Genomic DNA, 287 nt, shown 5'->3' with positions numbered 1-287 from the left:
ATGCAGCAAATAGGGCAATCCTCCGACGCCAACGTAATATGGCTATGGTTCGTGCCCTTTAGCAACTTGGTCATGCAAACCATGGATGCGCTTAAAAGCACTGCTCCAGGGCTCGCTCCCGTCTTACTGGCGGATGGACTCAACCAGGAGCCTCAAGCAGGACAAGCGCTTATTTCAACGACACAAGGCGTCTCACGCAAAATGTGGCGGCGAGCTGACTACGACGAAGGCGGAAGCGAGGAGAAGCTAACGCTGGCGCAATTTAAAACACGCGCCAAAGCAAAACA

1 protein-coding gene is annotated in these 287 nt (G+C 53.3%); it reads left to right on the top strand.

The annotated features are described in order from the left end of the window. Window positions 1-72: 72 nt before the first annotated feature. Window positions 73-287: hypothetical protein (locus RMT89_RS42310; RefSeq protein ID WP_315889077.1), on the top strand; the 215-nt coding region annotated here is incomplete at its 3' end.

The organism is Streptomyces sp. P17, assembly GCF_032436805.1.
Taxonomy (GTDB): Bacteria; Actinomycetota; Actinomycetes; order Streptomycetales; family Streptomycetaceae; genus Streptomyces.
Note: the sequence above shows the minus strand (reverse complement) of the source record. Positions and strands in the feature narration are given on the sequence as shown.